Source organism: Amycolatopsis sp. NPDC023774 (assembly GCF_040639695.1).
In the GTDB taxonomy this organism is placed as follows: domain Bacteria; phylum Actinomycetota; class Actinomycetes; order Mycobacteriales; family Pseudonocardiaceae; genus Amycolatopsis.
In genome coordinates, this window is sequence record NZ_JBFAAJ010000002.1 from 512568 (window position 1) to 535085 (window position 22518).

The window sequence follows — 22518 nt, forward strand, 5'->3', positions numbered from 1 at the left end:
TGTACGGAACGCGCACAGACTCCTCACCGTTCGCGACGGACGAGTGAAGGAGCTGAGTGTCGTGCTGGGGAAGACAGTCGGGAAGACAACTGCCCGCCGCGTGGTCGCGGCAGTCCTGGCCGCGGGCGCGGTCACCACGAGCGGGGTGGCGCTCGCAGCGCCCGCGAGCGCCGCGCCGGCCGGGTCCTGGCGTGCCGATCTGTCCCACATCGACGGTGACGACGTCAACGTCGAGGCGGCCGGCGGAGCGCTGACCCTGACGGATTCCGCCTGGCACAGAACGGATCTGCTCACCGCCGGCAGCCAGGGCTACCTGGTCTCCGCCGCGCGGCAGCTCGCCTCACCGGTGAATCGCGTGACGACGAAGGTCCTCGCGGACCTGCCGAAGGGCACCGACGTGCAGATCGACGTGCGCGGCCGCACCGGCGCCGACGACTGGACCGAGTGGACGCCGGCCGGCGCGCAGGCCGCGACCTTCGGCCGCGCGGTGAGCGTGGTGCAGGCGCGGATCTCGCTGTCCAGCACCACCGACGGCGTGCGCCCGACCGTGCGCGAGGTCGACCTCGACGCCGGCCTGGCCCCGCAGGCCAGCGCGCTCACCGCCACGACCCCGCTGACCTACACGATCTACGCCACGCGCGAGGGCCTCACCGGCCACACCACCGCCAACGGCCACGTGATCACGGCAGGCGACCACTTCGTCGCGCTGCCCTCGGGCAAGGCGACCTCGCCGAAGGGCACCGGGAACTACACGGTGAAGGTGTGCCGCACCGACGGCAGCCGCTGCGAGTACGCGCCGGTGTGGGACGTCGGCCCGTGGAACACCAAGGACGACTACTGGAACCCCGCCTCGGTCCGCTCGGAGTACCAAGACCTGCCGCAGGGCCAGCCGGAGGCGTACGCCGCCTACCACAACCACTACAACGGCGGTAAGGACGACCTCGGCTACACCGTGGGCAACCCGGCCGGCATCGACCTCGCCGACGGCGTGTTCAACTCGGGGCTCGGGCTCACCGACAACGGCAACGTGAAGGTGACCTACCTGTGGACCGGTTCGGCCGCCGCGACCGGCGTCGTGACCACCGCCGGCGATCCGATGAACGTGCGCGCGACCGCCAGCACCACGGCCGCCGTCAAGGGTCTCGCGGCGAACTACGCCAAGGTCAACATCGAGTGCTACGTCAACGGTTCGCCGGTGACCGGAACATTCGGCACCAGCACGATCTGGGACCGCATCGGCCCGGACAACTTCATCTCCGACGCCTACGTGAAGACCGGGTCCGACCTCCCCGTCGCCCCGCTCTGCTCCTGAGTTCCCGGCGAACGGTCCGGCGGATTCCCGTCGCCGAACCGTTCGCCTTTGCCCGCAACGCTTTTTCCACCCGGTTCAGCGACACCGGTTTCCCCTCGGCCCGGCTATCGTGTCTGCCATCGTTTTCTTTGCGCCGAGGGGGTTTCATGCCGAAGACACGACTGTCCGGAAGACGACCGAACGCGGTGCTCGCCGCGGCGGTGCTCACTGCGGCGGTGTTCGGCGCGGCGGCGGTGACCACTGTGGCCACCGGCCCGGAAGCGGCCGCGCAAGGCGCGATCGTCGGCGGGGAAAAGGCATCGCTGGCCGAGCACCCGTACGCGGTGTACCTCGTGGACGACGCCGGCACGCAGTTCTGCGGCGGCGTGATCGTGAGCAGTTCGGCGGTCGCCACCGCGGCCCACTGCGCCGAGGCGGTGTCCACGAAGGACATCCGCGTCGTCGTCGGCCGGGAGGACAAGCGCACCGACGAGGGCAGCACGCTCGCCGTCACGAAAGCCTGGGTGCACCCGGACTTCGAAAAGGCCGAAGAGGGCGACGACATCGCGGTGCTGACCGTGCGCGGCCGCCTGCCGGGGCGCTCAGTGTCGGTGGCCCGCGACACCGACGTGTACGCCCCGGGCACGAAGGCCACCGTGCTCGGCTGGGGCCGCGTCGCCGACGGCGGCGACCGCTCCGACTACCTGCGCAGCGCCGTCGTGCCGATGGTCAGCGACGCGACGTGCAAGCAGGCCTACGACTCCTACGACCCGGCCGGCATGGTGTGCGCGGGGTACCAGCAAGGCGGCATCGACGCGTGCAAGGGCGACTCCGGCGGCCCGCTCGTCGTCGGTGACACGCTCGTCGGGATCGTGTCCTTCGGCGACGGCTGCGCGAAACCCGGCAAGCCCGGCGTCTACACGCGGGTGACCACGTTCGCCGGCGCGATCGCCCAGCAGACTCGCGGACGCTGACCATCCACAGTAGACTCACGCGGCGCCGGCCGACGAACGCAGCACCTCCTGGAAATCCGCGACCGGCTTCGACCGCCGCGCCTCGGGCAGCGTGACCGCCGTGACGCGCCGGGCGAACCCACGACCCGCCAGCGGACGGTCGGCGAGATCAGTGCGGTGTGCGGCCGGCGACAGCCGCGGCAGGAGGCTCACGCCCATGCCCGCGGCCACGAGCCCTTGCCGCGAGTGGTAATCCGCCGCGCGGAAGGTGATCTGCGGTTCGAACCCGGCGAGGCGGCACATCGTCTCGTACGGCGCACGGTGCGCGCGCGTCACCCACTGCTCGCCGGACAGGTCGGCCAGCGCCACCTCGTCCGCGTCGACGAGCGGGTGGTCGAGCGGCAGCACGACGTGCAGCGGGTCGTCCGGCAGGGTCACGTGGTACAGCCCGCGGTCCACGGCTTGCGGCGCGACGTCGTAGCCCCACACCAGGACCACGTGCGCGGCGCCCTCGCGCAGCCGGCTGACCGCGTCGTCGCCGTGGGTGGCCGACAGGCGCAGGCGCACGCCGGGGTGCTGTTCGCGGAACGCCTTCACCACCGGCGGCAGCAGCTCGACCCCGGCGGTCGCGAATACCTCGATCCGCAGCCGCGTGGAGTCCGTGCCGGACGAGCGCACCTCCTGCTCGATGGCCGAGAGCTCGCCGAACAAGTTTTTCGCGTGCGTGGCCAGCACCTCGCCCGCCGCGGGCAGCTCGACCCCGCACGACACCCTTTCAGCAGCGACAGGCCGACCTCCCGCTCGATCTCCGACATCTGCTGCGCGACCGCCGACTGCGGGAGCCACAGTCGGTGTGCGGCCGCGGTCAACGAGCCCCCTTCGACCACCGCGACGAGGATCCGCAGGCGCCTGACGTCCAGCACAGGCACCTACTCGCCCGTGGCGGCGTACTGCGGTGCCCGCCCGCCGAGGGTCGCGTTCACGAACGCCACCGCCGCCCGCGCGTTCTCGATCCGGAAGGTGCGCAGCACGGTGTCGAACCCGCCGGACGAGCCCTGCTGCGTCTCGAGCCCGTCGACGATCCGGTCCAGTACCCGCCGCTGCTCGCCGAGCAACGGCGCCGGGTCGGCCCGCCGTCGTTCCAGCAGGGCCAGCTTCACCAGCAGCTCCGAGCGGACGTCACGCACGTGCCGGGCGGGCCGGGCGAGCCATTCGCCCACGGCCGTGTGGCCTTCGGGGGTGGCCTGGACGAGCGCGCGCGGCGGGCCGGAGTCACCGGGTTCGGTGCCCGCGCCGACGAGCAGCCCGCGCGCCAGCAACCGGTCCACGGCTCGGTAGACGACCGGCTTCGGCAGCCGCCAGACACGGCCGACCTCGCCGGCCTCCGAGGTGAGCCGCACGAGGGCGAAACCGTGCGTCGGAGACTCCGCCACCACGCCGAGCACGATCCACTCGCTCAGTGACGACCCAGCGGGCAACCCGGCTCCGTCTTCCACGTCCGACACTGTGGCTCGTGAGTAGTCTCGGTGACACCAGTCGTGGAAGATCAGGTCGGGCCGTCGCCGGACCAGGGCCTTTTCAGCCCCGCAGTGTGGCGCGCCCCGCGTACCGGGCCTCGGTGCCGAGCTCCTCCTCGATGCGCAGGAGCTGGTTGTACTTCGCGGTGCGGTCCGAGCGCGAGAGCGAGCCGGTCTTGATCTGGCCGCAGTTGGTGGCCACGGCGAGATCGGCGATCGTGGTGTCCTCGGTCTCGCCCGAGCGGTGCGACATCACCGCGGAGTAGCCCGCCTTGTGCGCCGTCTCGACCGCGGCGAGCGTCTCGGTCAGCGTGCCGATCTGGTTGACCTTGATGAGGATCGAGTTCGCGATGCCGCGCTCGATGCCGTCCTTCAGGATCTCCACGTTGGTGCAGAACAGATCGTCGCCCACGAGCTGCACACGGTCGCCGATGGTGTCGGTGAGCTGCTTCCAGCCGGTGTAGTCATCCTGCGCCAGACCGTCCTCGATGGACACGATCGGGAAGCGCCGTGTGAGGTCTTCGAGGTAGGCCACGTGTTCTTCGATGCTGCGCTTGCGGCCTTCGCCGGTGTAGTCGTAGACCTCGCCGGTGTAGAACTCCGACGCGGCCGGGTCGAGCAGCAGCGCGATGTCCTCGCCCGGCGTGTAGCCGGTCTGCTCGATCGCGTGCACCACGAACTCGAGCGCCTCGTCGGCCGAGCCGAGCTGCGGCGCGAAGCCGCCTTCGTCGCCGACGTTGGTGTTGTGCCCGGCCTCGTGCAGCGACTTGCGCAGCGTGTGGAAGACCTCGGAGCCCATGCGCACGGCGTCGGCGAACGTCTCGGCGCCGACCGGGCCGATCATGAACTCCTGGAAGTCGATCGGGTTGTCGGCGTGGGCGCCGCCGTTGATGATGTTCATCATCGGCATCGGCAGCAGGTGCGCGTAGACCCCGCCGACGTAGCGGTAGAGCGGCAGGTGGTTGGCGGCCGCCGCGGCCTTCACCACCGCCAGCGACACCCCGAGGGTCGCGTTGGCACCGAGGCGGGCCTTGTTCGTGGTGCCGTCGAGCGCGATCAGCGCGCGGTCGACGTCGGCCTGCGCCTCGGCTTCGAGCCCGGTCACGGCCCCGGCGATCTCGCCGTTCACCGCGTCGACGGCCTTGCGCACACCCTTGCCGTGGTAGCGGGACTTGTCGCCGTCGCGCAGCTCCACGGCCTCGCGCGTGCCCGTGGACGCCCCCGACGGCACGGCCGCGCGCCCGCGCGACCCGTCGGCCAGCTCCACGTCGACCTCGACCGTCGGGTTCCCGCGGCTGTCCAGCACCTCGCGGCCCTTGACCCGGACGATGCGTGTCATGTCACTCCTTGCGAAAGTCTGGCCGGAGCGCGTTCGACGAGAAACCGTGGGCACTGCGGCGGCAGGCGACACCACGGTGAGCCGCGAATCACGGGGAGGCTAGCAGAAATCCACTGAATCGATCCTGAATTCCCGGCAACGATGGCGGACGGGCCCAGGCTCAGAACCTGAGCATCCCGCCGACCAGCTCGAACAGCGCCGCGTCGCCCGTCACGTCGAGCACTTCGCCCGGACGGCGGCGGTACGGGACGAGCGCGAGGCCGGCGACCGGACCACGCAGCATCACTTCCGCCACCACCTCCGGCCGTTCGCGCGTGACGATCAGTCCCGCGGGCGTGCGCGTGAGCACCCACTCGGCCGCCGTGTCGAGCTCCACGGTCGCCGGCACGCCGCGCGGCGGCGGCGTCGGCGCGGTGCACCACCGGCTCGTGGGTCATGCGGCGCGGCCAGAACCCCGCCCGCCGGCCGGCGATCCACGTCCGGCTCACCGGGTGTCCACTTCGGACAAGCCGGGACCGGCGCACCGAAATCCGCGCCGGTCACGTCCTGCGCGAAAGCCGCCGACTGCGCCAAGACCTCGTCCGCGCACCGCTCGTTCCCCGGACTCACGATCACGATCGAGTCAGGAACCGCGGCCCGATCACCATGACACATCGCGGGCGATCGCACACGGTTCGCGATCCCGGTCACCGGAACAGCACTCCTCCGCCCGGGTTGTGACAAGGGACGTGCGGAGTTCCGCGAAGCGTAACCACGGCTTCTCCTCACCTGCATCGACCGGAACGACCCTCGGGACGTCCACACCTGCCGCCCTGCCCGGACGAAATAAAGGAGAGTCCCCGATGTCCCGTCTCCCCCGCCGCACGGCCGCGGCCGTCCTCGGCGTGGCCGCCGCCGTCCTGCTGGCCGCGTGCGGCCAGAGCGCGGCGACGAACACCGGCAACGCAGCCGATGGTGGCGGTCGCAACCCCGATGAGCTCGTCTTCTCGGCGGTTCCGTCCGAAAACGCGCAGAGCCTGCAGCAGTCCTTTCAGCCGGTGATCAACCTTCTGGAGAAGGAGACCGGCAAGAAGATCAAGTTCCAGCCGGCCACCGACTACGCCGCGGTGATCGAGGCGCAGCGCAGCGGCAAGGTCGACATCGCCAACTACGGCCCGCTCTCCTACGTACTCGCCAAGAACAGCGGCGTGAAGGCGACCCCGATCGCCGCCGGGATCACGACCAAGGGTGAAACCCCCGGCTACAAGTCCTACGGCATCACCAAGGCGGGCTCGCCGATCAAGAGCATCGCCGACTTCAAGGGCAAGAAGATCTGCTTCGTCGACCCGGCTTCGACCTCGGGCTACCTGTACCCGAAGGCCGCGCTGCTGCAGGCCGGTATCGACCCGGTCAAGGACATGACCCCGGTGATGACCGGTGGCCACGACGCGTCCGTGCTCGCCGTCAACAGCGGCCAGTGCGACGCCGGCTTCGCCGAGGACGTCATGGTCGACAAGATCCTGATCGACAAGGGCCAGCTGAAGCAGGGCGACGTCAAAACCGTCTGGAAGTCCGACATCATCGCCGGCTCGCCGGTCGCGGTGGACGACGACCTCTCCGCCGACCTCAAGGGGAAGATCGCCGACGTGTTCCAGAACAAGGCCAACGTCGACTACCTCAATGCCAACGGCTTCTGCTCCACCGCTTGCAAGGCGGTCGACGACGCCGGCGACTGGGGCTACGCGAAGGTCGACGACGCGTTCTACGCCGGCGTCCGCAAGGTCTGCGCGACCACCAAGGACAAGCAGTGCACCGCGTCATGACCGACGAGCCGGTCATCGTCTTCGACGGCGTCAGCAAGCACTTCGGGCCCGAGGTCCGGGCGCTGGACGAGGTTTCGCTGAAGGTGCACCCCGGTGAGGTCGTGGTGCTGCTCGGGCTCTCGGGCTCCGGCAAGTCCACCCTGCTGCGCCACGTCGATGGGCTGCAGCGGCCCACCGGCGGCTCGGTCACGGTGCTCGGCACCGACGTCGGCACGGCCCGGGGCGGTGAGCTGCGGCGCCTGCGCCGGCGGATCGGGTTCGTGTTCCAGCAGTTCCACCTGATCGACAGCCTCACGGTGCTGGAGAACGTCTGCGCGGGCGCGCTCGGGCGCCTGCGCGGGCCGCGGCTGGGCCTGTTCACGTACCCGAAGTCCGTCCGGATCGAGGCGCTCGGCCACCTCGAGCGCGTGGGGCTGCCGGACCGCGCGTTCCAACGGGCCGACACGCTCTCGGGCGGCCAGCAGCAGCGCGTCGCCGTGGCGCGGGCGCTGATGCAGCGGCCGGAGATCCTGCTCGCCGACGAGCCGGTGGCATCGCTCGACCCCGAGTCCTCCGCTCAGGTCATGGCCCTGATCCGGGAGATCGGGGCCGAGCGGAAGCTCACGGTGCTGTGCAGCCTGCACCAGGTCGACCTGGCGCTGAGCTGGGGCGACCGGGTGGTCGGGTTGCGAGGCGGCCAGGCGGTGCTCGACACGCCGGTGGCCGGGCTGGACCGTGACGCGGCGATGGGCCTGTACGCCAGGGTGGCCGCACCTGGGCTGCCCGTGCCCGCGGCCGTCGGATGACCGCCGCGCCGCCGCTGCCGGCCGCCCGCGTGACGCAGCGGACCCTCCCCCGGCCCCGCGCCGGAGGCACGGCGGCGTGGCTCGTCCTCGCCGCGATCGTCGCCGTCGGCGTGTGGGCGGTGGCGGACCTGAAGATCAACGTCGCCACGTTCGTCGACAGCGCCGACAACGCCGTCGACTTCGCCGGCCGGATGTTCCCGCTCGACTTCCCGCCCGTGGGCGAGCTGCTCGAGCTGTGCGGGAAAACGCTGGCGATCGTGGTGTCCGCGACGTTGCTGTCGGTGCTCCTCAGCGTGCCGCTGGCGCTCCTCGCGGCCGTGAACACGACGCCGCACCGCACGGTGCGCGTGGGGGCCCGCACCCTCATCGTGCTGGCCCGGGCGGTGCCCGACGTGGTGCTCGCCATCGTCTTCTTCCGCATCTTCGGCCTCGGCGCCATGACCGGGGTGCTGGCCATGGGCCTGCACTCGGTCGGCATGGTCGGCAAGATGTACGCCGACGCGGTCGAGCAGATCGACGAAGGCGCCCGCTCGGCCGTGCGAGCGGGCGGCGCCGGGACGTTCCAGGAGCTCGTGACCGGCGTGCTCCCGCAGGTGCTGCCGGCGTTCGTGGCGACCGCGCTGCACCGCCTGGACATCAACCTGCGGGTGTCGGTGGTGCTCGGGTTCGTCGGTGTCGACGGCCTCGGGTACGCGATCGCCACGGCGTTCCAGCAGCTCGACTACCCGCGAGGAATGGGTCTCGCGCTCGTGGTGCTGCTGCTGTGCGTGGCGGTGGAGCTGCTCTCGGGCGCCATCCGCCGCGCCCTGCTGCGCGGCCAGGACACCGGCAAGACCGTGGCGATCCCCGTGCAGCCGGGGGGCCAGGTCAGTCCCGGATGGACGTTCCGGCGGGTCCGCCAGGCCGCCTACGCGCTGGTGACCGTGCTGGTGATCGCCGCGTCCGCGTGGGGTGCCGACCTCGACCCGGCGCAGTTCTTCGGCGCTCTGGGCGATCTCGGGCAGACGGCCGGGTTGTTCTGGCCGCCCGAGACGGCCGGGGTCTTCGGACAGCTGCTCGACGACCTGTGGGTCACCGTGCAGATCGCGCTCGGCGCCACTGTGCTCGGGGCGGTGCTGGCGGTGCCGATCGGGTCGCTGGCCGCACGCAACGTCGCGCCGGCCGCGTGGGTCGCGCGCACGTTCCGGCTGATCGTGGTACTGATCCGCGGCGTCCCGGAGCTGGTGCTGGCAATCGTGTTCGTGGTGATCACCGGCCTCGGCGCGGTAGCGGGCACGCTCGCGCTCGCCGTGGGCGCGGTCGGGCTGCTGGGCAAGCTCGTGGCCGACTCGCTGGAGGAGGTCGACCCGGGCGTCGAGCAGGCGATCCGGGCGACCGGGGCGGGGCCGTGGCAGGTGTTCTTCACGGGCACGCTGCCGCAGGCGGCCCCCGCGTTCGTGGCCCACGTGCTCTACCAGCTCGACACGAACATCCGCTCGGCGACCCTGCTGGGCATCGTCGGGGCGGGCGGGATCGGCTTCGACCTGCTCAGTGCTTCACGGGTGATCGAGTTCGGCGTGGTCACGACCGTCCTGCTGCTGGTGTTCGCCACGGTGCTGCTCGTGGAGCTGCTCGCGGTTTGGCTCCGGCACGTCGTGCGCTGAGCCGCCGGCAACAACTGTCACCGATGTTCACCTTCGGGCGTGCGGGCGTTGGCCACGGCGCAGTTGTCCGGACAAGCCCCGCGAGCACTGTGAACGACATGACCTCGACGAGGTACCTCGACATCGCCGACCAGCTGGCCACCGAGCTGGTGGCCTACGCACCCGGGACGCGGGTGGCGAGCGAGCCGGAGCTCGCCACCCGCTTCGGGGTCGGCCGGGCGGCCGCCCGTTCGGCCCTGCAGGAGCTGGAGCGGCGGCTGCTCGTGCGCCGCGTGCAAGGCGCCGGCACGTTCGTGAGCCGGCGCATCGACTACGTGATCTCACACCGCCGGCCGCCGTCCTGGCACGCCACGGTGGCGGCGGCCGGTGCCACGCCGCGGTCGCAGATCAAGGGCGTGGAACGCGTCGAGGCCTGCGAGGCGGCCGCCCGGCAACTCGAGCGGCCGGTGGGCTCGCCCGTGCACCGGGTGATCCGCCACTTCTACATCGACGACCTGCTCGCTTCCTGGACCGAGGAGCTGATCCCGGTCGACGTGGCCCCGAACCTCGACCTCGCCCTGCACAGCGTGGAGTCGGTGGACCTGGTGCTGCGGCAGCTGGGCGGCGTGCAGCCGGTGCGCGCCTGGTTCCGGGCGAGTGTGGACCTCCCGCCCGCCGAGGTGCTGCGCGGCCTGCAGATCGAGGCCAGGGTCCCGGTGTGGTGCATCGAAAGCGTGAACCGGGACGCCGAGTCCGGCCGGGTGCTCATGACCAGCAGCGCGTGGACGCGCATGGACGCCGTCCGCGTGGTGGTGGAGCTGGAAGATCCGGCCTTCCCCGCGAAACACGAAGGAGAACAGGGTGACTGACCCCTTGGGCCGGGAGGAGCGCTGCGGTCTGCTGGCCGAAGCCGAACCCGGCGAACTGCGGGCGCTCGCCGACGCCTGCCTCGCCGACGGCGCCGACGTGCGTGTGCTGCTCGCGCCGGAGGTCGGCTGCGTGCAGGCGCAGGTGCGTGAACCCGTCGCGGACGAACGGTTCCTGCTCGGCGACGTGCTCGCGTGCCGCGCGGAGGTGGAGCTCGCCGGGCACCGCGGCTGGGCGATGCGCCTCGGCGACGACCGCGCGGCAACGCTCGCCGCCGCGGTGCTCGACGCCGAGGTCGAGGCCGGCCGGACCCGCGCGTCCCAAGTGGACGAACTGTGCCGGGAAGTCGCGCGCCGCCTGGTCGAGCGCGAAGAACGCGAATGGGCCGAGCTGGCCCCGACCGTTGTCGAGTTCGAGGAGCTGACGTGATGGCCCTGACCTCCGCTGCCACCGCCGCGGCCGGCACGGTCCTGCGTCCCGCGGAGTCCCAGCAGGTGTTCCGCACCGTGCTGGAAGCGCTTTCCCGGCCAGGTGCGCCGCAGGGCCTGCCGCCGGACCTGGTGCGCGTAACCGACCCCGCGGTCCTCCCGGTGCTCGCGCTGGCCGACCTCGGCACCGGCGTGTGCGTGCTGGAAGAGCGCACGAAGTGGGCCGACACCGTGACGCTGGCGACCTCCGCGCCGAGGCGGCCGCTCGAACTCGCCCGGCTCGTCGCCGCCGTGCGCCTGGTGACCGCCGGCGAGATCACCCGGCTGTGCCGCGGCACCGCGCCGGCCCCCGAGGACGCCGCGCTGGCCGCCCTCGCGGTGTCCGATGTGGACGGCGGCGAGCGCCGCTGGCGGATTTCCGGGCCGGGGGTGCCCGGCGAACTGACCCTGGCCCCGCGTGGCCTGCCCGAAGGGTTCGTCGCCGCGCGCGCCGAAGCCGTGGCCGGCTACCCGGCGGGGATCGACGTGCTGCTGGTGACGGACGACGGCCGCGTCGTCGGCCTGCCGCGCACCACCACGATTGTCGAGGAGGACTGATGGGGTACTCGGGAGCCCGCGGCGGGCTCGAAGCCATTCTCGCGGCCGAAGACCTGGTGCGCCGCGCCCGGGACCACGCGCCGGTGGCGTGGGCCGACACCGAGCAGATCGTCGCGCGGTTCCGGCTCGCGGTCGACCGCGTGATGGGCGAGGCCGGCCTGTTCGACGAGGACACCGCCGCCGCGGCGTTCCGCCAGGCCGAGGGCGACCCGCTGGAGGCGTCGCACCTGCTGCGCGCCTACCGCTCCACACTGCCGCGGCTGGCCGTGGGAGAGCCGGTGGACCCGGACGACCTGCTGATCCTGCGCCGCATCGTACCGGCGTTCCGCGAGCCGGACGGCCCGCAGCTGCTGGGCCGCACCACCGACTACACCGGGCGGCTGCTCGAGAAGCCCGCCGGCCCGCCCGAGGCCGCCGAACACGTGGCGAGCACCGCGAAGCCACGCACGGACGAGCAGCGCCGTCCTCGCCGGTTCCTTGACCTGCTGCGCGAGCTCGACTTGGCCGTGGATCACCGCGGAGAGGCCGAGGACGCCGAGCCGTTCGACCTCACCCGCAAGCCCGCCCGGCCGCCGGCTCCGCGCTCGGCCGCGCTGGCCGCCATGGCGCGCGCGGAGACGGGCGCGCTGGTGTCGTTGTGGTACCGCTCGATCCTCGGACCCGACGGCAACCTCCACGAGGTCACGCTCGGCGAGGTCCGCCACGGCCGTCTGCCGCTGCGCGTGAAGCACCCGCACACCGGGAACCCCGTGTCCGTCGGGAACTTCCGCGTGACCGAGGCCGAGGCCATCGAGGACCTCGACGGCGCCGAGGAGGACCGCAGCCGTTTCGACGTGGGCTACGGCCTGTGCTTCGGCCACAACGAGCGCAAGGCCATCGCGATGGCGAACCTCGACATCGCCAACCGCCGCTTCGGCAAGTCCGGCCCGCTCGAGCAGCTGCTGCTGCTCACCACCGACGGGCTCGACTCCGGCGGTTTCCTGGAGCACCTCAAGCTCCCGCACTACGTCACGTTCCGCTCGATGGTGGAACGCAAGAGGGCGCTGCAGGCCGCGGCCGGTGAAGGACCGGCGCCCCGGCAGTCGGAGTCCTTCGGAGGAGAATGCTGATGAGCACGACCGAACAACTGCTCACCGACCTGGCAGCCGTCGCCGAACCGACGGGCATCCTCGACGAGGGCGGCAAGCGTGAGGTCCGCCGCGCGGCGCTGACCGCGGTGTGCGTGCCCGGGTACCAGGTGCCCTTCGGCGCCCGCGAGATGCCGGTGGCTCGCGGCTGGGGTTCCGGCGGCCTGCAGGTGACCCTCGCGGTGGTCGGCACGACCGACACCGTGAAGGTGATCGACCAGGGCGACGACGCCGGCGTGAACGCCACCAACCTGCGCCGCATGATCGCCGCCACCACCGGCGCGGCCGAGACGGCCGACACGCGCGAGGCCACCATCGTCCAAACGCGACACCGCGTGCCCGAGGAGGCGTTGTCGGAAGGCGACGTGCTCGTGTACCAGGTACCGGTGCCGGAACCGCTGCGCGGCGTGGAGAAGTCCATGGCCGAGTGCGGCCGGATGCACGCCGAGGGCGACTATTCGGCGATGTGGGTGAGCCTGTACGAGGACCTCGTCCGCAACGGCATGATCACCCGCACCACCGGCTACCCCGTGCTCGTCGGCGGCCGGTACGTGATGGCCACGACGCCGATCCCGCGCTGGGACGTCCCGCGGCTGCACCAGTCGCCACACCTGAACCTCTTCGGCGCGGGCCGCGAGAAGCGGATCTACGCCGTGCCGCCGAACACCGACGTGACACCCCTGACCTTCGACGACGTGCCGTTCGAGGTCGAGTACACGCCGGGCGCGGTGTGCAAGCTGTGCGGCCGCGACGACGCGTTCCTCGTGGCCGCCGGCACGAGCGGCGCCTACGCCTGCAGCGACACGGAGTGGTGCGCGCGCGTCCGCGCCGGTGATGCCGACGTGACGGGCCACTACCACCGCGCGCCGCTGAACCTGCTGCCGGACCCGCGCCGCCGCGCCCGCACCGCCGGGACGGCCGAGCACCGCGAGATGCCGCGCCGCGAGATCGCCGCGGACGCACCCGAGTGGGCGCTGAAGGTCAGCGGCATCGGCAAGGTGCACGGCGCGGGCGGCGTGGACGCGGTGCCCGGCACCGGCCCCGAGCACGGCACGGCGGTCAGCCCCGCGACGGGCGCGATCGTGGCGGCCTGGGACGTGTCCTTCGACGTCGCTCCGGGCGAAGCGCTGGGCGTGATCGGCGAGTCGGGTTCCGGCAAGTCGACCGTGCTGGCGTGCGTGATCGGCGACGAACGCGCCACCGCCGGCGAGGTCCGGCTGGCCACTGTGGACGGTGGCCGGACGGATCTGCTGACCCTGCCGGACGCGCGGCGGCGCGGCCTGCGCGTGGACTCGATGGCCGTGGTCCACCAGAACCCGGCCGACGGGCTCGATCTGCGCGTGAGCGCGGGCGGTAACATCGCCGAGCGCCTCACCGCGGCGGGCTGGCGCGGCTACCACGACATCCGCCGGCGCGCGGCCGAGCTGCTCGACCGGGTCGAGGTGCCGCTGTCGCGGATGGACGACCCCGTGGGCACGTTCTCCGGCGGCATGCGCCAGCGCGTGCAGATCGCCAAGGCACTGGCCACCGAGCCGCCGGTGGTGCTGCTCGACGAGCCGACCACCGGGCTCGACGCGTCGGTGGCCGCTGGTGTGCTCGACCTGCTGCGCGGCCTGCTGTCCGAACGCGACATCGCGGCCGTGGTCGTGAGCCACGACTTCTCGGTGATCGACGCGCTCACCGACCGCACGATCGTGATGCAGCTCGGCCGCGTGGTCGAGCGTGGCCTGACCGACCAGCTCTTCCACGACCCCCACCACCCCTACACCCAGCGGCTCGTCGCCGCGGCCCGGAGGTGACCCCCGTGTCCCCCGTCCTGTCCTTGCGCGGCCTGCGCAAGTCGTTCACGCTGCACACGATCGACGGCCGGACCGTGCACTCGCTGCACGGCGTCGACCTCGACGTGCGCGCCGGCGAGCACGTGGCGCTCGCCGGGCCCAGTGGTGCCGGGAAGTCGTCGCTGCTGCGCTGCGTGAACCGCACCTACCTGCCCGACTCCGGCTCGGTCGGGCTACGCACCGCCGACGGCACCGAGCTCGAGCTGACAAAGCTGCCCGATCGGGCGATGGCGCGGGTACGCGGGCGCGAATTCGGGTACGTGTCGCAGTTCCTGGCCGCTCCCCCGCGTACCGGGCCGCTCGAGGTCGTGGCCGCCACGGCCCGGCGGCGGGGCGTGGACCGTGCCGAGGCGCGGGAAGCCGCCGCCGAAGCGCTGAACCGCCTCAACCTCGACGAGGCGCTGTGGGACGTCGACTGCTCGGTGCTCTCGGGTGGCGAACGCCAGCGCGTGAACCTCGCCGCGGGCACCGTCCGGCCGCCGCGCCTGCTGCTGCTCGACGAGCCGGTGTCCGCTTTGGACCCGGCCAACCGCGAGTCCGCCCTGGAACTCATCGCCTCGCTCACCGCGCGGGGCGTGGCTGTGCTGGCGGTGTTCCACGACCTCGACGCCATGCGGCGCCTGGCTTCCCGCGTCGTGCTGATGAGCGACGGCCGCATCGCCCGCGACGGCGCGCCTGAAGAAATCCTGGAGATGGCATGACCACGCAAGTGTTCGAGTCCCGAACCGATCGGTGGACGCTCGGCGGGCCACCCGCGGACTACGTGCTCGGGCACGTGCGCGCGGTGCTGCCGGATCGGGTGCTCGACGACGCGCTCGTGGCGGTGCGCGACGGCGTGCTCGCCGCCGTGGAGCCGCACCCGCCCGGCGTCGAGACCGATGTGGACGGTCAGGGCCTGCTGTGTGTGCCCGGCCTGGTCGACGTGCACAGCGACGGGCTGGAGAAGGAGCGTCTGCCGCGGCCCGGCGCCGAGCTGCCGATGGAGTTCGCGCTCCTGTCCTTCGAGGGCAAGCTGCGCGCCGCGGCCGTGACGACGGTGTTCCACGGCGCCGGGTTCGAGCAGAGCCACGGCCGCGGGCTGGCCCGCACGGTCGAGCGCGCCCACGACGTGTGCCACGCGGTGGACGAGCGCTCGGCGAACCTGGTTGACCACCGGATCCTGTACCGGCTCGACGTCCGCTCCCCCGAAGGGCTCCAGGCGCTGCAGGAGCGGCTCGCGTCGGCGCCCGACACCGGGGTGGCGCCGCTCGTGTCGCACGAGGACCACACGCCGGGCCAGGGCCAGTACGCCGACCGCAGCTACTACGAGCGCTACCTCATGGGCGTGCGCGGGCTGTCGGCGCAGGAGGCCGCGGACCACGTGACCAACCTGATCTCCGAGCGCGACGGCCGGCTCGGCGTGCGCGAGGACGCGATGGCGTGGCTCGGCGAGCAGGCCCGCGCGGGCGGGATCCGCCTTCTGGGCCACGATCCGGCGTCGGCCGGGGAGATCGGCGAGCTGGTGGCGCGCGGCGGCTCGGTCGCCGAGTTCCCCACCACCGTCGATGCGGCGCAGGCGGCCCGCGAGCGCGGCCTGCCCGTGGTGATGGGCGCGCCGAACGTGCTGCGCGGCGGCTCGCACAACGGCAACGCGTCGGGCCGCGACCTCGTCGCGCTGGGCCTGGTCACTGCGCTCGCGTCGGACTACCTGCCCTCAGGCCTGCTCGCGGCGGCGTTCGCGCTCGCCGACGACGGCCTCGTGACCCTGCCCGAAGCCGTCGGGCTCGTCACGAGCGGTCCCGCGGCCGTCGCTGGACTCGGCGACCGCGGCCGGCTCGAGCCCGGTCAACGCGCCGACCTGGCGCTCATCGCGGCGGGCCCGAAGTGGCCGGTCGTCCACACCACCCTGGTGAGCAACGCATGAGTTTCATCGGCTGGCCGGTACCCGAACCGGTGATCCCCGAGGGCACGCACCGCGTTCTCGCCGACGCCACCCGCGCGGCCGTCGCCGCGTTCGCCGTGGCCCGGGCGAAGCACACCCGTGCGGAACTGGCGGAAAAGGTGCAGATCGGCGCCGACGGGACGCCGACGATGCGGCTGGACATCCTCGTGGACACCGCCGTCGCCGAGGTCGTCGAGAAGCATCGCGTGAACCTGCTCAGCGAAGAGATCGGTGTGATCGACCACGGTTCGCCTGTGACGCTCGTGGTCGACCCGGTCGACGGCACCGCCAACGCGGCCGCCGGCGTGCCGCTCTCGGCGTTCGCCGGGGTCGTGGCGGTGGACGGGGTCGCGACCGAGGCCCTGACCTGCTGGCTCGACACCGGCCGCTGCTGGCACGCCGTCGCCGGCCGGCCGACGCCGTACCGCACCACCGGCCGCCGCGAGCTCGACGGCGCGGCCGTGAGCCTGCTGCGCCCCCACGGCTCCGACGACGACGCGTGGTGGCGCGTGGCCAAGCGCGCCTCGCGCGTGCGGATCCTGTCCACCAGCTGCCTGGAGGCGGCCCTGGTCGCCGAGGGCTCGACCGACGCGTTCGCCGACGCGGGCTCCGATACCCACCGGATCATGGACCTCGCCGCGGCGATGGTCATGGTCCCCGCCGCCGGCGGCGCCGTGCTCGACGTGAACGGCCGTCCGCTGGAGATCGACCCCGACCTGACGCGCCGCTGGTCCGGCGTCGTCGCCGCCACCCGCGAGCTCGCGGAAGAGCTCGTGAGCACTCTGAAGGAGAAGTCGTGACCCTCACCCGAGAAGAGCTGGCCGAGCTCCTCGACGGCCTCGCCGGCCTGCCCTACGGCGGCGAAGCCGTGGACCAGCGCACCCACGCGCTGCAAGCCGGCTGGTTCGCCGCGCGGCACGGCGGCGACGACGAGCTCGTCCTCGCCGCGACGCTGCACGACATCGGCCGCGCCCGCGCCGTCCGCGACGAGTGGCCGGGCCTGCCGCACGAGCTGTCCGGCGCCGAGTTCGCCCGGCGCCACCTCGGCGAACGTGCCGCGTGGATCATCGCGCAGCACGTGCCGGCCAAGCGCTACCTCGTCGCCACCGACGCCGAGTACCACGACCACCTGTCCCCCGCGTCCGTCGCGTCGCTGAAGGTGCAGGGCGGCCCGATGACGCCTCAGGAAGTCGCGGAGTTCGCCTCGCACGCAGGCGCCGCGGAAGCCGTGCTCGTCCGCCGCTGGGACGACGACGCCAAGGACCCGGACGGCCCGGTGCTCACCACCGACGACGTCGTCTCCGCGTACACCCGGTTCCTCGCGAGCCGCTGAGGCGATTTCGCCGCCTATGCCCGAAAGTTCCGGTGCGCGGGTGTCCTGATCGGACCATCCGGCTCAAGGCGGACGCCCGCGCTCGGAGACACTTCACGCGGCCGACAGGTCTCGTTCATCACCGCGTCGGCCGGCGCGCCTAGGTTCTGCTGGCCGAAGCCGAGGAGGGTCATGTCCGAGACCAGCAAACACACCGTAAGCCGCCGGGGGGCTCTGGGCCTGCTGGGCGCGGGCGCCGCAGTGCCCCTGCTGGGCACCGGGGTGGCCGCCGCCGCGCCGCAGAGCGCCGCGTTCGTGCCGCAGGTCGGGTCCGGCACCACGCCGGTGCAGGGCCTGCACCTCACCTTCGGCCGTGACCCCGCGCGCCAGATGGTGGTCTCGTGGATCACCGAGGCCTCCGTGCGCAAGCCGCGCGTGCTGTACGGGACGCTCGACGGCGGCTTCGGTGCTGTGGCGCAGGCCGACACGCGCACCTACGTCGACGGCACGTCCGGCCGCACCGTGTGGGTCCACCACGCGATGCTCGACCGGCTGCGCCCCGGCACGGAGTACATCTACGCCGCGCAGCACGACGGCGCGACGCCCGACGCGGCCACCTTCCGCACGGCTCCGAGCGGCCGCTCGGCCTTCACGTTCACGAGCTTCGGCGACCAGTCGGCGCCGCAGGTGACCTGGGACGCCAAGGGCGCCGTGGGCCTCGACGCGAACTCCACGCCGGCGACCAAGGACATCGTCACCGGCATCGAGACGGTCGCGCCGCTGTTCCACCTGCTCAACGGCGACCTCTGCTACGCGAACCTCGACGTCGACCGCGTGCGCACGTGGAACAACTTCTTCACCAACAACACCCGCTCCGCGCGCTACCGGCCGTGGATGCCCGCCGCGGGCAACCACGAAATCGAGAAGCTCAACGGCGAGATCGGCCTCGGCGCGTACCAGGCCTACTTCCAGCTGCCCTCGACCGAGACCGACCGCGAGCTGGCCGGCCTCTGGTACGGCTTCACCGTCGGCTCGGTGCGCGTGATCGTGCTGCAGAACGACGACAACGCCCTGCAGGACGGTGGGGACGTCTACATCAACGGCTACTCCGGCGGCCGCCAGCTCGCGTGGCTGAAGAAGGAGCTGGCCGCGGCCCGCGCGTCGCACGACATCGACTGGATCGTCGTGGCGATGCACCAGGTCATGATCAGCACTTCGGACGCCAACGGCGCCGACCTCGGCCTGCGCGAGAAGTACGGGCCGCTGTTCGACCAGTACGGCGTGGACCTGGTGCTGTGCGGGCACGAGCACGACTACGAGCGTTCGCTGGCCGTGCACGGCGTGGTCTCCGGCAGCGAGACGCTCACGCCGAACCCGGTCTCGAGCGCGACCGACAACATCGACGCCTCGCACGGCACCGTGCACATGATCCTCGGTGGCGGCGGGGTCTCCGGCACGACCAACGGCAGCTTCTTCAAGGACGGCACGGGCAAGGTCATCACCGCCGTCTCCGCGAAGGCCGACCCGGGCACGGGCAAGCGCGTGTCGACGTACGTGAAGGAGCAGGCCGTGTGGAGCGCGGTCCGCGACGAGGAGCACCCCTACGGCTTCGCGTCCTTCACCGTGGACCCGGGCCGCCACCGCGGCGACACCACGACCATGCACGTGACCTACTACAACGTGAACAAGCCGCACGGCGAGCTTTCGGTGTTCGAGAAGTTCTCGCTGCACCGGCGCCGTTCCGACGGCTGAGCGGAATCTCCGAGGGCGGGGCGCCATCCGGGTGGGCCGGGATGGCGCCCTTTCCGCGGCCGGGCGAGTTCACGGCGGGTCGACCCCTCTTGACGCGCTTCACCCGGAATGATCACCCGTACCCCTTCCCGGGCACGGTTCCGTTCGGTCGCGCGCTACGGTTCCCAGGACCGGCGCCAGGACAACCGTCCTCTGTGGACGCACCGGCCGTCGAGGAGCGCCCGCCGATGGACCGCAGCGCGACCCCTGCGTGTTCGATCCCGCCGCGCGCGACGTGCAGTCGAGGAGTTGCGCCCGTGGCGTCCTTCATCACCCACGGGCACGAGCCTTTGCCGGTACGGCTGCGCCGGCCCGCGTCTTCCAGAGTGGCGACAACCGGGGAGAGGAGGGGTCGCTTTGTTCGGTGACGACACCGCGAGCCAGCCGGTGAACGCGGAAGTCGTCGGGATACAGAGGCTCCTCGGGGGCGAGCCGGCCGACCCGCGTGAACAGGTCGAGGATTGCCGGGCCGTGCGTGCCTGGGTGGTTGGGGGCCGCCGAGGTGGAGGTAGCACTCCCGTTGAGCGGCCAAAGCTCAGTCGAGTTCCCCACCGCCGGCTGTACCGCGCAGCGGCTCAGCCCATCGAGCCGATGTGCTCGGCCTCGATGCGCAGCAGCAGCCGCACCTGGTCGCGGCCGCCGTACCACGCGTAGGGCCGGCCGGTGTAGCGGTGCGCGAGCTTGTCGATGTGCTCGGCCGCGCCCTCGGTGGTCGCCTCCAGCACGCGCCCGCGGACGGTGAAGTAGCGGAACGGATGCTGAGCGTCCGCGATGTTCAGCGCCACCCGCGGGTCGCGCTCGATGTTGCGCACCTTGCGGAAACCCGCGACCGTGTTGACGAGGATGTGCTTGCCGTCGGTGTCCACCCACGTCTGCGTCAGCTGCGGCGAGCCGTCGGGCATGGTCGTGGCGATGAAGCACAGGCTCGGCCGTTCCAGCAGAGCGAGAAGACCGGCGGGGAGATCCATGGGTCTCACGCTAGCCGTCGGACGAGGGGGTTATCGAGTCAGGATCCGGGCTGGTTTCCCGGGTTCCGGGGACCAGGAGCAACGCGGCACTGAGAACACAGAGGACACCCGCGGCGGCGATCGCGACACGGACATCGGTGGCGCCCGCGAGGACGCCCGCGGCGACGATGAACAGCGGCCGGACCAGGCGGGCGCCGGCGGACCAGCCGGCCAGAACCCGCGCCATCATGTCCTCGCGCGTCAATGTCATGCGGTGGGCGCTGAACAGCGGGTTGAACACCCCGGCGCCGAGCAGCAGCAGGGTGTCGATCGTCAGGAACGCGAGCACGCCGCCGAGCCCCGGCCCGACGAAGGGAATGGCCAGCACCCATGGTGTGCGGGCGATCCCCGACCAGACCAGCACCCGGCGCGTGCCGAAGCGCGCCGCCAGCCGAGGTGCGAGGCGGGCGCCGAGGACGCCGCCCAGGCAGGGCAGGCCGATGACGAGGCCGTACTGCCACGGCGCGAAGTCCAGGTCGTCGAGCAGGAACACGGTCTCCAGCGGCGAGATGGCCAGCACGGCTGAGCCGAAGAGCAGCGCGTTGGCGAACAGCAGCACGAGTTCGCGCTTGTGCAACAGGTAGCGCCAGCCCTCGAGCAGGTCGCGGCCGGCGTGCGCCGGTGTGGTGCGCGCGGGCGGCGGGGGTTCGGGGCTGCGGAGCGAGCGCACGCCGAACGCGGAGGCGAGGTAGGAGACGGCGTCGATCAGCATCGTCACGGCCGGGCCGGTCAGCGAGACCAGTGCTCCGCCGACGGGTGGCCCGGCGGAGTTCACCGTCCAGCTCGTGGCTTCGAATCGGCTGGCGGCTTCGGCGCGTTGGCGCGCGGTCACCAACGCCCGCAGGTGCGCGCCGCTGGCGGCGCTGAACGCGACGAGCGCAGCGGTCTGCACGGCTCCGACCACGTACAACTGGGCCAGTGACACCACGCCAAGCCCGATCGCCGCCGGCACGCTCGCGAGGGCCACGAAGCGCACGACGTCGGCGGTGATCATCACCGGCCGTTTGCGGCGGAACTCCACGAACCCGCCGATTGGCAGGGAGATCAGCGCGCCGGCGAGGCCGGGGATCGCGGCGAGCAAGGACACCTCGGCGGCGGATGCGTGCAGAATCAGCACCGCCACGAGGGGCATCGCGCCGTAACCGATGGCCGAGCCCGTCTCGCTCGCAGTGAACGCCCACCACAGCCGTCGGAACTCCGCCCCCAGCCCCCGCATCCGGATGACGATAACGGGACCGGGCCGCCGAGACGACCATCGGGGCAGCGGCACCGGTACTTTCGGACTCCTCTCACACCGCCCGGCACTTCCATCGCCGCTGGTGGAACGACACCCCGCACGACCAGCCCGGAAAAGCGACGTTCGCAGCGACATCCGCACTTCGGCCCTCGGCGGACAATCGGACGGGTGGACGACGGACGCACCGGCAAAGTCACTTTCGCGGACCTGGAGCTGCTGCTGCAGCTTCGCCGGCACCGAGCACTCCGGGCAGACCGCCGCGGAGCTCGGCGTGAGCGTGGCGACGGTCCAGCGCGGGATTCGCGCACTGGAGCGGAAGCTGGAGATCCGGCTGGTCGAGCAGGACGGCCGCCGCGTGCGGCTGCTGCCGGCGGGGCACGTGCTGGTGCGCGAGGCCGACGCCGTGCTGCGCGCGCAGTCCGACGCGGTCGGCGCGGCGCTCGCGGACGCCGGCGAGCCGCAGCGCTCCTGCGGATCGCGCACACGTACTCACCCGGGTCGCCGGTTCTTGCCGGGTGTGCTCGCCGGCCTGCTTGCCGAACGCCTCGAACTGCGCCTGCGCTGCACGCAAAGCCCGGCCACGGGCGTCGTCGAGACGCTGCTGCGCGGCGACGCCGACGCCGCCTTCTCGTCGGTGACACCGACCGAGTCGGACCTCGTGGTGGAGCCGCTGTTCACCGAGTCGCTGCTGCTGGCCGTCCCGGTCGGAGACGCCCTCGCCGGGCACGAGCGCGTGTCGCTGCGAGAGGTGGGCGAGCGGCCTCGCCGGCGCGGGTGTCGCGTAAGGGACTGACGTTCGCCCCCGCCGCCATCATGATCTTCGGCTTCCTCGCGGCCGCACTGAACCAGACGCTCGTCGCGCTCGTCTCCTCCCACACCCCGAGGCTGTTCCCCGCCGAGATCCGCGCAAGCGCTATCGGCCTTTGCTACAGCGCCGGCCGCCTCGCCGACTCTTTCGGCTAGCTGTCGATCGGCCAGGTCTCCCCGTCGCTGGGCTACACGGCGGTGTTCGTGTTCGTGTTCGTCGGCGCGTGCGGCGCCGTGGTCGTGTTGGCCGTGCCGGCCCTCGCCCCGCGACGCAGTG

General features: G+C 72.2%; 23 protein-coding genes and 1 pseudogene. 17 read left to right on the forward strand and 7 right to left on the reverse strand.

Annotation, left to right across the window (positions count from 1 at the left end):
* The first annotated feature begins 61 nt into the window (after window positions 1-61).
* Window positions 62-1312 carry a hypothetical protein gene (locus tag AB0F91_RS08530; RefSeq protein WP_360595963.1) on the forward strand — a complete coding sequence of 417 codons (1251 nt, stop codon included), beginning with the start codon at window positions 62-64 and terminating at the stop codon, window positions 1310-1312.
* A 146-nt stretch (window positions 1313-1458) separates the two neighbouring features.
* Window positions 1459-2265: a serine protease gene (locus tag AB0F91_RS08535; protein ID WP_360595964.1), complete on the forward strand. Its 807-nt coding sequence runs from the start codon at window positions 1459-1461 to the stop codon at window positions 2263-2265.
* 15 nt (window positions 2266-2280) lie between these two features.
* On the opposite strand, the gene AB0F91_RS08540 is transcribed toward AB0F91_RS08535, so the two are convergent.
* The 5 genes and pseudogenes from AB0F91_RS08540 to AB0F91_RS08560 all read right to left on the reverse strand — a co-directional run bounded on the left by AB0F91_RS08540 (window position 2281) and on the right by AB0F91_RS08560 (window position 5488).
* The gene (locus tag AB0F91_RS08540; protein ID WP_360595966.1) at window positions 2281-3015 is read right to left on the reverse strand and encodes a LysR substrate-binding domain-containing protein; all 735 of its coding nucleotides are present in this window, start codon (window positions 3013-3015) and stop codon (window positions 2281-2283) included.
* A gap of 14 nt (window positions 3016-3029) precedes the next feature.
* Window positions 3030-3173 (reverse strand): annotated as a pseudogene (locus AB0F91_RS08545) (LysR family transcriptional regulator); the annotation flags it as partial.
* Window positions 3174-3740, reverse strand: coding sequence for a PadR family transcriptional regulator (locus tag AB0F91_RS08550; protein ID WP_360595968.1), 567 nt, complete (start codon window positions 3738-3740; stop codon window positions 3174-3176). It lies immediately after the preceding pseudogene.
* Between the two features lie 82 nt (window positions 3741-3822).
* On the reverse strand, window positions 3823-5100 hold the full coding sequence (eno, locus tag AB0F91_RS08555) for a phosphopyruvate hydratase (protein ID WP_360595970.1): 1278 nt from the start codon (window positions 5098-5100) through the stop codon (window positions 3823-3825).
* A 160-nt stretch (window positions 5101-5260) separates the two neighbouring features.
* Window positions 5261-5488 carry a hypothetical protein gene (locus AB0F91_RS08560; protein WP_360595972.1) on the reverse strand — a complete coding sequence of 76 codons (228 nt, stop codon included), beginning with the start codon at window positions 5486-5488 and terminating at the stop codon, window positions 5261-5263.
* Window positions 5489-5942: 454 nt separating this feature from the next.
* On the opposite strand from AB0F91_RS08560, the gene AB0F91_RS08565 reads away from it, so the two are divergent.
* From AB0F91_RS08565 to AB0F91_RS08625, 13 genes are all read left to right on the forward strand, one after another.
* Window positions 5943-6902: a phosphate/phosphite/phosphonate ABC transporter substrate-binding protein gene (locus tag AB0F91_RS08565; RefSeq protein ID WP_360595974.1), complete on the forward strand. Its 960-nt coding sequence runs from the start codon at window positions 5943-5945 to the stop codon at window positions 6900-6902.
* Window positions 6899-7687 carry a phosphonate ABC transporter ATP-binding protein gene (phnC, locus tag AB0F91_RS08570; protein ID WP_360595976.1) on the forward strand — a complete coding sequence of 263 codons (789 nt, stop codon included), beginning with the start codon at window positions 6899-6901 and terminating at the stop codon, window positions 7685-7687. The genes AB0F91_RS08565 and phnC overlap by 4 nt, the downstream gene beginning before the upstream one ends.
* Window positions 7684-9330, forward strand: coding sequence for a phosphonate ABC transporter, permease protein PhnE (gene phnE / locus AB0F91_RS08575; protein ID WP_360595977.1), 1647 nt, complete (start codon window positions 7684-7686; stop codon window positions 9328-9330). The genes phnC and phnE overlap by 4 nt, the downstream gene beginning before the upstream one ends.
* A gap of 98 nt (window positions 9331-9428) precedes the next feature.
* Complete coding sequence (locus tag AB0F91_RS08580) at window positions 9429-10178, forward strand: GntR family transcriptional regulator (RefSeq protein ID WP_360595979.1); 750 nt, start codon at window positions 9429-9431, stop codon at window positions 10176-10178.
* On the forward strand, window positions 10171-10605 hold the full coding sequence (locus tag AB0F91_RS08585; protein WP_360595981.1) for a phosphonate C-P lyase system protein PhnG: 435 nt from the start codon (window positions 10171-10173) through the stop codon (window positions 10603-10605). Before AB0F91_RS08580 ends, AB0F91_RS08585 begins: the two co-directional genes overlap by 8 nt.
* Window positions 10605-11201, forward strand: coding sequence for a phosphonate C-P lyase system protein PhnH (phnH, locus tag AB0F91_RS08590; RefSeq protein ID WP_360595983.1), 597 nt, complete (start codon window positions 10605-10607; stop codon window positions 11199-11201). The genes AB0F91_RS08585 and phnH overlap by 1 nt, the downstream gene beginning before the upstream one ends.
* On the forward strand, window positions 11201-12310 hold the full coding sequence (locus AB0F91_RS08595; protein ID WP_360595985.1) for a carbon-phosphorus lyase complex subunit PhnI: 1110 nt from the start codon (window positions 11201-11203) through the stop codon (window positions 12308-12310). Before phnH ends, AB0F91_RS08595 begins: the two co-directional genes overlap by 1 nt.
* Window positions 12310-14127 (forward strand): alpha-D-ribose 1-methylphosphonate 5-phosphate C-P-lyase PhnJ, encoded by a 1818-nt coding sequence (locus AB0F91_RS08600; RefSeq protein ID WP_360595987.1) that lies wholly within the window; start codon window positions 12310-12312, stop codon window positions 14125-14127. Before AB0F91_RS08595 ends, AB0F91_RS08600 begins: the two co-directional genes overlap by 1 nt.
* Before the next feature lie 5 nt (window positions 14128-14132).
* Window positions 14133-14867 carry an ATP-binding cassette domain-containing protein gene (locus tag AB0F91_RS08605; protein WP_360595989.1) on the forward strand — a complete coding sequence of 245 codons (735 nt, stop codon included), beginning with the start codon at window positions 14133-14135 and terminating at the stop codon, window positions 14865-14867.
* The gene (locus AB0F91_RS08610; protein WP_360595991.1) at window positions 14864-16069 is read left to right on the forward strand and encodes an alpha-D-ribose 1-methylphosphonate 5-triphosphate diphosphatase; all 1206 of its coding nucleotides are present in this window, start codon (window positions 14864-14866) and stop codon (window positions 16067-16069) included. Before AB0F91_RS08605 ends, AB0F91_RS08610 begins: the two co-directional genes overlap by 4 nt.
* Window positions 16066-16887: an inositol monophosphatase family protein gene (locus AB0F91_RS08615; protein ID WP_360595993.1), complete on the forward strand. Its 822-nt coding sequence runs from the start codon at window positions 16066-16068 to the stop codon at window positions 16885-16887. Before AB0F91_RS08610 ends, AB0F91_RS08615 begins: the two co-directional genes overlap by 4 nt.
* Window positions 16884-17420, forward strand: a complete 537-nt coding sequence (locus AB0F91_RS08620) for an HD domain-containing protein (protein WP_360595995.1) — start codon at window positions 16884-16886, stop codon at window positions 17418-17420. The genes AB0F91_RS08615 and AB0F91_RS08620 overlap by 4 nt, the downstream gene beginning before the upstream one ends.
* A 171-nt stretch (window positions 17421-17591) precedes the next feature.
* Complete coding sequence (locus AB0F91_RS08625) at window positions 17592-19151, forward strand: metallophosphoesterase family protein (RefSeq protein ID WP_360595996.1); 1560 nt, start codon at window positions 17592-17594, stop codon at window positions 19149-19151.
* Window positions 19152-19765: 614 nt separating this feature from the next.
* Here the strand turns inward: AB0F91_RS08625 and AB0F91_RS08630 are convergent.
* Together AB0F91_RS08630 and AB0F91_RS08635 are read right to left on the reverse strand one after the other, a co-directional pair.
* Entirely contained in the window at window positions 19766-20158 is a 393-nt protein-coding gene (locus AB0F91_RS08630; RefSeq protein ID WP_360595998.1) for a PPOX class F420-dependent oxidoreductase, read from the reverse strand.
* A 10-nt stretch (window positions 20159-20168) separates the two neighbouring features.
* Window positions 20169-21413, reverse strand: a complete 1245-nt coding sequence (locus AB0F91_RS08635; RefSeq protein ID WP_360596000.1) for an MFS transporter — start codon at window positions 21411-21413, stop codon at window positions 20169-20171.
* 4 nt (window positions 21414-21417) lie between these two features.
* On the opposite strand from AB0F91_RS08635, the gene AB0F91_RS08640 reads away from it, so the two are divergent.
* Together AB0F91_RS08640 and AB0F91_RS08645 are read left to right on the forward strand one after the other, a co-directional pair.
* Window positions 21418-22227, forward strand: a complete 810-nt coding sequence (locus AB0F91_RS08640; protein WP_360596002.1) for a LysR family transcriptional regulator — start codon at window positions 21418-21420, stop codon at window positions 22225-22227.
* A complete protein-coding gene (locus tag AB0F91_RS08645; protein ID WP_360596004.1) occupies window positions 22209-22397 on the forward strand; it encodes a hypothetical protein in 189 nt (62 codons plus the stop codon). Before AB0F91_RS08640 ends, AB0F91_RS08645 begins: the two co-directional genes overlap by 19 nt.
* Window positions 22398-22518 lie beyond the last annotated feature (121 nt).

Coding starts and splice junctions, on each gene's coding strand:
- AB0F91_RS08535 (WP_360595964.1), top strand. CDS start 1,459: ATGCCGAAGACACGACTGTCCGGAAGACGACCGAACGCGGTGCTCGCC.
- eno (WP_360595970.1), bottom strand. CDS start 5,100: ATGACACGCATCGTCCGGGTCAAGGGCCGCGAGGTGCTGGACAGCCGC.
- AB0F91_RS08565 (WP_360595974.1), top strand. CDS start 5,943: ATGTCCCGTCTCCCCCGCCGCACGGCCGCGGCCGTCCTCGGCGTGGCC.
- phnC (WP_360595976.1), top strand. CDS start 6,899: ATGACCGACGAGCCGGTCATCGTCTTCGACGGCGTCAGCAAGCACTTC.
- phnE (WP_360595977.1), top strand. CDS start 7,684: ATGACCGCCGCGCCGCCGCTGCCGGCCGCCCGCGTGACGCAGCGGACC.
- AB0F91_RS08580 (WP_360595979.1), top strand. CDS start 9,429: ATGACCTCGACGAGGTACCTCGACATCGCCGACCAGCTGGCCACCGAG.
- phnH (WP_360595983.1), top strand. CDS start 10,605: ATGGCCCTGACCTCCGCTGCCACCGCCGCGGCCGGCACGGTCCTGCGT.
- AB0F91_RS08595 (WP_360595985.1), top strand. CDS start 11,201: ATGGGGTACTCGGGAGCCCGCGGCGGGCTCGAAGCCATTCTCGCGGCC.
- AB0F91_RS08600 (WP_360595987.1), top strand. CDS start 12,310: ATGAGCACGACCGAACAACTGCTCACCGACCTGGCAGCCGTCGCCGAA.
- AB0F91_RS08610 (WP_360595991.1), top strand. CDS start 14,864: ATGACCACGCAAGTGTTCGAGTCCCGAACCGATCGGTGGACGCTCGGC.
- AB0F91_RS08615 (WP_360595993.1), top strand. CDS start 16,066: ATGAGTTTCATCGGCTGGCCGGTACCCGAACCGGTGATCCCCGAGGGC.
- AB0F91_RS08625 (WP_360595996.1), top strand. CDS start 17,592: ATGTCCGAGACCAGCAAACACACCGTAAGCCGCCGGGGGGCTCTGGGC.
- AB0F91_RS08630 (WP_360595998.1), bottom strand. CDS start 20,158: ATGGATCTCCCCGCCGGTCTTCTCGCTCTGCTGGAACGGCCGAGCCTG.
- AB0F91_RS08635 (WP_360596000.1), bottom strand. CDS start 21,413: ATGCGGGGGCTGGGGGCGGAGTTCCGACGGCTGTGGTGGGCGTTCACT.
- AB0F91_RS08640 (WP_360596002.1), top strand. CDS start 21,418: ATGACGATAACGGGACCGGGCCGCCGAGACGACCATCGGGGCAGCGGC.